General features: G+C 60.0%; 6 protein-coding genes. 3 read left to right on the top strand and 3 right to left on the bottom strand.

The window, feature by feature from the left end:
* Window positions 1-1,640: penicillin-binding transpeptidase domain-containing protein (locus AACR77_RS03325; protein WP_042879709.1), on the top strand; the 1,640-nt coding region annotated here is incomplete at its 5' end.
* 88 nt (window positions 1,641-1,728) lie between these two features.
* Here the strand turns inward: AACR77_RS03325 and AACR77_RS03320 are convergent.
* Entirely contained in the window at window positions 1,729-2,688 is a 960-nt protein-coding gene (locus AACR77_RS03320) for a hypothetical protein (RefSeq protein WP_041212808.1), read from the bottom strand.
* Window positions 2,689-2,852: 164 nt separating this feature from the next.
* Between AACR77_RS03320 and thiI the strand changes: the two genes are divergently transcribed.
* Complete coding sequence (thiI, locus tag AACR77_RS03315) at window positions 2,853-4,301, top strand: tRNA uracil 4-sulfurtransferase ThiI (RefSeq protein ID WP_039038656.1); 1,449 nt, start codon at window positions 2,853-2,855, stop codon at window positions 4,299-4,301.
* Window positions 4,302-4,376: 75 nt separating this feature from the next.
* Here the strand turns inward: thiI and AACR77_RS03310 are convergent, their stop codons facing one another.
* Window positions 4,377-4,769, bottom strand: a complete 393-nt coding sequence (locus AACR77_RS03310) for a hypothetical protein (protein ID WP_041212809.1) — start codon at window positions 4,767-4,769, stop codon at window positions 4,377-4,379.
* A 101-nt stretch (window positions 4,770-4,870) separates the two neighbouring features.
* Complete coding sequence (locus tag AACR77_RS03305) at window positions 4,871-5,503, bottom strand: trimeric intracellular cation channel family protein (protein WP_042863619.1); 633 nt, start codon at window positions 5,501-5,503, stop codon at window positions 4,871-4,873.
* A 382-nt stretch (window positions 5,504-5,885) separates the two neighbouring features.
* Here AACR77_RS03305 and AACR77_RS03300 point away from each other — a divergent pair, with 382 nt between their 5' ends.
* Window positions 5,886-6,755, top strand: a complete 870-nt coding sequence (locus AACR77_RS03300; RefSeq protein WP_042879706.1) for a flagellin N-terminal helical domain-containing protein — start codon at window positions 5,886-5,888, stop codon at window positions 6,753-6,755.
* Window positions 6,756-7,429 lie beyond the last annotated feature (674 nt).

The following is a 7,429-nucleotide window of genomic DNA, read 5'->3' as shown; positions in this document are numbered from 1 at the left end:
TCACAGTCAAGGTGATGCAGCGGCTGGTGGCGCAGGGGGTCTGGCCAGAACAGGTTTGGCTGGAGGGACGCATCGAGCCTGTGCTGGCCCGCGGTCACTTCACGCCGATGGAGGCGCCGCTCTTTGCCCGCCTCGCCGCCGACCATCAGGCCGGGGCCCTGGTGCATACCACCATCGACGGCGATCTGCAGCGTTGGGTGGAAGGGCGGGTGGCGAGCTATATCCGTCGCTTCCCCGAGCAGACCTCAGCGGCGTTGCTCCTGGTCGACAACAGAACCATGGCGGTGCGCGCCTATGTGGGCAGCGCCGAGTATGGCAATCTGCGTCGCCACGGTTATCTCGACATGGTGCAGGCGATCCGCTCTCCCGGCTCCACCCTCAAGCCCTTCATCTACGGTCTGGCCATGGACGAAGGGTTGGTGCACTCGGCCTCCCTGCTCTCCGATGCACCGAGACTGGGCTCGGAGTATCGCCCCGCCAACTTTTCCGGCGCCTTTCAGGGGCCGGTGACCCTCGCTCAGGCGCTGCAGCAATCCCTCAACGTGCCGGCGGTGCAGGTGCTGGAGGCGCTGGGGCCGGACAAACTGGTCAGCCGTCTCGACAACGCCGGGGTGAGGCTGGCCCTCTCCGACAAGCCCAATCCGGCCATTGCGCTGGGGGCAGCGGGCATTCGGCTCGAGCAGCTGGTGGCGCTCTACAGCTCGCTGACCCGGCAGGGGCAGGTAGCGATGCCGGTCTGGCTGGCGGGGCAGCAGGCGGTGTCGCGCCCCTTGCTGAGCCCGGGGGCCGCCTGGATCATCTGGCAAATTTTGAGTGCCCAGGGACGGGCAGATCAACCTTTTGCCAGTGAGGCGACCGGCCGGGTCAACCGACTGGCCTGGAAGACCGGCACCAGCTATGGCTATCGCGACAGCTGGGCCATGGGGGTCTCCGGTCGCTGGACCATCGGCGTCTGGCTGGGGCGCCCCGACGGCACCCCCATGCCCGGCTTTTATGGACAGAGCGCGGCAGTGCCGCTGCTGCTCTCTGTCTATTCGCGGCTCTCGGACAACAGCCCCCTGCCGGCACAACCCAACACGGTGAGCGAGGCCGAAGTTTGCTGGCCGCTGGGGCGCAAGACGAGCGCGACCCTGCCAGAGGCCTGTTTGCAGCATCAGAGCGCCTGGCTGCTTGAAGAGCGTGATCCTCCCACCTTGCCGGATCCCATGGACTGGCCCTCGCCGCTGCGCCAGGTCGCACTGACCGCCGCGGGCAAGCCGACCTTGGCCCGCTGCCACGATGCGGCGCAATCCGGTTTTCGGGCCCTCTGGCCATTGTCGCTGGAGCCATGGCGCTCACCGGGTGAGCGACGGCAGGCGCTGCTGGCCAGCGGTTGTGCAGGGGAGGGACAGAGCGCCGAGCAGCAGGCCCCCATCCGCATCCTGGCACTGGGGGAGGGCAACCTTATCCGCAGTCAGCGCTATCGGTTGCAGCCCAGGGTGCTCGGCGGTGTCGGCAAGCCGGCCTGGTTTCTCAACGGCCAGCGGCTGCGCTGGGACGGGGATCAAGTAGTGAGCAAGGCGGGCCGCTATCAGCTGGTGGTGGTGGATGAGGCGGGAAACAGCGATCGCATCGAGTTTCGGCTGGAAAACCCCTCCTGAGGGCGTGGTGAGCGCCAGAATATTGACGGCATCGGTGATGGTCCCGATGCCGTCAGTTGATTGTCGATTCCCCGGCAGAGGCGGGGAGTCAGGGCTTGACCTGCCCCAGCCGGGTGAAGAAATGCCGGCTCTTGCGCTGGTGGAAGTGGCTCTTCTTGATGGGATGAAACACCAGGTCGCTCTGTGGGTGACTCCCCTTGAGGTGGTGGATCATCGCCATGGCCGGTAAGCCAGTACTGACGAGCGTGGTGAGCGGCAGGGTGACGGTCTCGGGTCCCAGCAAGGGTGTGAACCCCTGCTGGGCCTGCTCGAAGCGGGTCAACACGGCGGGTTCGGCGTAGCCGCTGCCCAGCATGGCGAGCAGGGCATCGAGGGCCTGATGGAACTCGGCGAGCTGCTGACGAAAGCCGCTTCGCCCCCGCAGGGCAATGAGCTCTGCAAACGGGATGTCGGCCAGGTGAGTGGGCACTTGCAGCGGGATCTCGAGGTGGAAGCAGTCCTGGCCGCCCCGGTTGTGGTAGCGGGATTCGAGCAGATGGAGCAGCCGATCCAGATAGTCGTGATCGGTAATCAGCGCCCCGTCATTGGCGAGTGCCCACTCACGGGCGAGGCGCATGGAGAGCAGGTTGGCAAAGCGGCGCGCCATTCTGATCCCCCCTTCATCCTGCGTCGCAAAGCCGTGGGTCAGACAAAACCCGTGTAGCCGCTCCAGTCCCGCCTGAGCCGGGCAGAAGCAGTCGTGGTTGGGGGCTGAACGCCAGCGGGCGATGAGCTCCCTGTTGCCAAACACCTTGTGGCGGACAAAATCGGGGGCGACCAAGCCGGCAATCTGGCTCTCCACCTGGGGCGTGATATGGGCGAAGAAGGCGGGTCGTGGCGGCTCGGCCAGCAGGTCGGTTTGCTGGCGCAGGGTCTCCAGCAGGGCGGTGAGACCGCTCTTCTCACTGACGGTGAAGACGAAGGCGAGCCGCTCCAGATAGAGCAAGGCAAACTTGAGCCAGAGCTCGTCGCGTACCTCCATGCCGGGGTAGTAGATATGGGTTTTCATGGATGCTGTGTTGCCAGGATGCAGGGGTGGGAATATACGCATGATTGCCTGGATGCGGCAAACTTTGCGTGGGGGAATGTGAGCGGCCGCTCATGCAGTAGGCGCTGGTCACAAAGTTCTGATATAATTCGCGCCCTTAAATCAAGGCCACCCGAGTCATTACCATGAAGTTCATTATCAAGTTGTTCCCTGAAATCACCATCAAGAGCAAGTCGGTTCGCCAGCGCTTCATCAAGATCCTGCAGGGCAATATCCGCAATGTCCTGCGCCGCTTCGACGACGATGCCCGGGTGCGGATGGATTGGGACAAGCTGATCGTGAGCTCCCGCAATGACCAGTTCCGCGAGCAGGCCATCGAAGCCCTGGCCTGCATCCCCGGCATTCAGGCCTTCCTCGAGGTGCAGGCCAGCAAGTTTACCGACCTGCACGACATCTTCGAGCAGGTGAAAGCCGTCTGGGGTGATCAGCTCGAGGGCAAGACCTTCTGCGTGCGTGCCAAGCGCCACGGCAAGCACGAATTCTCCTCGCTGGAGATTGAACGTTACGTGGGCGGCGGTCTGAACCAGCACTGCGTGAGCAACGGCGTGCGCCTCAAGAACCCGGATGTGAAGATCAACCTCGAGATCGATGGCGAGGAGCTTTTCATCGTCAGCGCCATCCACCAGGGGCTGAGCGGCATGCCCATCGCCACCCAGGAAGATGTGCTGAGCTTGCTCTCCGGCGGGTTTGACTCGGGGGTCGCCTCCTTCCAGTTCATCAAGCGCGGCTGCCGGGTGCACTACTGCTTCTTCAATCTGGGTGGGGCGGCTCACGAGATCGGCGTCAAGCAGGTGGCCTATCACCTGTGGAACCGTTTCGGCTCCTCCCACCGGGTGCGCTTCACCGCGGTGGACTTCGAGCCCGTGGTGGCCGAGATCCTCGAGAAGATCGACAACGGCCAGATGGGGGTGGTGCTCAAGCGGATGATGATGCGTGCCGCTGCCAAGGTTGCCGACGAGTTCCAGATCCCGGCCCTGGTGACCGGCGAGTGCGTTGGCCAGGTTTCCAGCCAGACCCTCACCAACCTGAACGTCATCGACCGGGTGACCGACAAGGTGATCCTGCGCCCGCTCATCACCTGGGACAAGCCGGACATCATCAGCGAAGCCCGCCGCATCGGTACCCTGGAGTTCGCGGAGACCATGCCGGAGTATTGCGGCGTGATTTCCAAGAAGCCGACCGTGAAGGCCGAGCTCTCCCGCATCGAGGCGGAAGAGGAGAACTTCGACTTTGCCATTCTGGACAAGGTGGTGGCCGAGGCCCGTTACCTCGACATTCGTCGCATCGGTGAAGAGACCGCCGCCGAGGTGCAGGAGGTGGAGACCACCGCCGAGAGCGGTGACGACGAGGTGATCCTGGACATTCGCTCCATGGAGGAGCATGACGACAAGCCGCTGGTGGTGGAAGGGCGCGAGATCATGCATATCCCCTTCTTCAAGCTGGCTACCGCCTTTGGTGACCTGCCGAAAGAGAAGACCTACCTGCTCTATTGCGATCGTGGCGTGATGAGCAAACTGCAGGCGCTTTACCTGAAAGAGAAGGGCTTTGCCAACGTCAAGGTCTACCGTCCGTGATGTGACGGCAAGACGCGTATAAAAAATCCGGCCAAGGCGCCGGATTTTTTATTTCACTCGGATGAAGGTAGACGCTCAGGGGCAGGGGACCGGGGTGAAAGTTTCCTGACCCTGACAGCGCCAGCCCATCTCGGCCTGACGCATCTGCCACAGGTTGTTGCTGCGAAACAGGGTCAGGATGTAGAGCATGTCGCTACGCTGGCCATCAAGGGCCACCGAGAGCACCAGATCGTTGTCCAGCTGTTGAGCATGGATACGGGTGGGTACATCTTCATGGCCCACGAAGCGGCGAGCCACTTCGCGATAGTCGTTGACCCAGCCTTGCTGACTGCTGCTCGCCTGACGGATCTGCTGGTTGAACTGCTGCACCGGGGTGGATGCCAGACGCCCGAACAGGGCCTGAGCCCCCGCATGAGCCGCTGCCACCATCATCAGAACAAGCGTGGTAATGAGCCCAAGTTTTTGCATGAGGTTTTCCGGCTTGAAACGACCCCTGTATGACAACAGAAAAGCCGGCTTGGTTCAATCTTGTCCCTGCCGGGATGGGATCTCGCCCACTCTGAGGCTTCTCAGTTGCGCTGCAGCGAGAAGGTGGGCAGGGAGAGGTGCCAGTAGATGGCCGCTACCCGCAGACCAAACACCCCGAGCATGCTGATGAGCATGGCGCTGACCCTCTCTACCCCGACCTCCAGCGACAGGGTATAGAGGATACCGCCCAGAATGCAGGCGGTGGCGTAGATCTCCTTTTGCAGCACCATGGGCACTTCCCGGGCCAGCACGTCCCTTATCATACCCCCAGCGACCCCTGTCATGGTGCCCATCAATACGGCGATAAGCCCAGATGTACCAAAGTTGAGGGCTTTTTGTGCCCCGATCACGGTAAAGAGCGCCAACCCGAAGGCGTCCGCCACCGGCAGCACGTACCAGGGCATGCGACGGGGCAGTTTGACCATCCACATGCCGATGAGCGCCGTGGCAATGACCACCCAGATATAGAGGGGGTCGCGCACCCAGAAGACGGGGGTTGCCCCCAGGATCATGTCGCGGATGGTGCCGCCCCCGATGGCGGTGACCGCCGCCAGCACCATGACACCGAAACCGTCCATCCTGAGACGGCCGGCCACCAGTACGCCCGAAAACGCGAATACCGCAGTACCAAACATGTCGCTGATGTAAACAATCTGCTCAACCAGTGTCTGCATGGAGAACAACTCACGTCCAATAGATGATGGGGCGGCGATTTTAGGGGCAAGGTGTGGGGATGAGCAATGCTGGCGTGCAAAAGTGGGAGCCAGCGCCGGTTTCTGAAGGCTGGGTGAATATCACGCTCCCGCCTTGTCTGATGCGGGCTGTGGCCACTATGGCCCGGGGGGCGGGCTGTCAGGTGACAAAAAATCCCGATTTTTTTCTCAAGGGTGAGGAATAGAGGCCGATATATAGGTTAGGCGGCGATTACTGCCAGAAAGGCAGAAAAAAGAAATTAAAGTCTTGTGAAAAGGCGCCGTTAACTAAACATATCAGGCACAAAACACAATAAAGCCTGAGTGAATTAAAGTTAAATTTTAATAGCTTAGGAGAAAAATCATGAGTCTGTATATCAATACCAACGTTTCATCGCTCAACGCTCAGCGTAACATGATGAACAGCACCAAATCCCTGGATACCTCCTACACCCGTCTTGCCTCTGGCCTGCGCATCAACAGCGCCAAGGACGATGCGGCAGGTCTGCAGATCTCCAACCGTCTGACCTCCCAGATCAACGGTCTGGACCAGGGCAACCGCAACGCCAACGACGGCATCTCCCTTGCTCAGACTGCTGAAGGGGCGATGGATGAAGTGACCGGTATGCTGCAACGCATGCGTACCCTGGCTCAACAATCCGCCAACGGTTCCAACTCCGCCAAGGATCGTGAAGCCCTGCAAAAAGAAGTGGATCAGCTGGGTGCCGAGATCAACCGTATCTCCACTGCAACCACCTTCGCAGGTACCAAGCTGCTTGATGGTTCATTTAGCGGTACTTTCCAGGTCGGTGCGGACGCCAACCAGACTATCAGTTTCAGCCTGACTCAGGGTGGAGGGTTCAGTATTTCTGGTATTGCGACAGCAGCATCTGTAACCACGGTTTTTGTCAGTGGCTCAACAGCTGGAGGTATTAGCATCAGTAGTCAGAGCAATGCTCAGAGCGTGCTGGGAGCTGTGGATGCTATGCTGGAAATCGTGGATGGAAAGCGTGCCGAACTGGGTGCCGTGCAAAACCGCCTGGATTCCACTATTCGCAACCAGGCCAATATTTCGGAAAATGTCAGTGCTGCACGCTCCCGTATCCGTGACGCGGACTTCGCGACCGAAACCGCTAACATGACCAAGCAGAACATCCTGCAGCAGGCCGCCTCCAGCATTCTGGCACAGGCCAACCAGCGCCCACAATCCGCGCTCTCCCTGCTGCAAGGCTAATACGCTCAGAGTGAGAAAAAGAAAAGGGCGGTTGTTCAGGCCGCCCTGGTAAACAAGATGGAACAATGGGGTGTTCGGATTTACGCCTTGTTCTATCGAAAGAGAAGTTCTCTTATTGGTATACCCCTCGAGTGTTGCGCAGATCGTTCACTCTGTCACCCCCGAGGTTGTTCTCCTGAGCGTAAGCTCTTCTTTGGCCGACATTGTCGGCCTTTTTTATGGGCGCCGAAAAAATGGCGACACCAAAACTAAAGCACAAACCGTGCCAGTTAATATCTTCCGTGGGCTGATGCCGAGCCTCATGGCGACATGGCCGGGCTTCCCGATCCTTTCTTGTGATATCCAAACTCGGACAGTATTAGGGTCGTGCATAAATTGCTTAAAGCTTCTGGCGAGATGGCCGTTACAGAAGGTGAAGCAAATCGAGGGGTGTTCGGAAATCCAACATTTGCGCAACTGCGGGTCCGATGTCCGTTCAAACAGAGGGCCCGCCAGGTGAGACAGAACCGTTCAATCTGTCCATCTGAACGGTGGGATCCTGATCGTGTACTGGCACCGGCAGGGCCCGCAGTTTCTTGTTCATCAGGAGAAATTTTTTATGGCCATGTTTATCAATACCAACACTTCATCATTGAACGCCCAGCGTAACTTGATGAACACCACCAAGTCGTTGG

It is taken from the genome of Aeromonas sp. ZOR0002, assembly GCF_963866995.1.
Classification (GTDB): Bacteria; Pseudomonadota; Gammaproteobacteria; order Enterobacterales; family Aeromonadaceae; genus Aeromonas; species Aeromonas caviae.
This window is presented reverse-complemented; position numbering and strand designations above follow the sequence as displayed.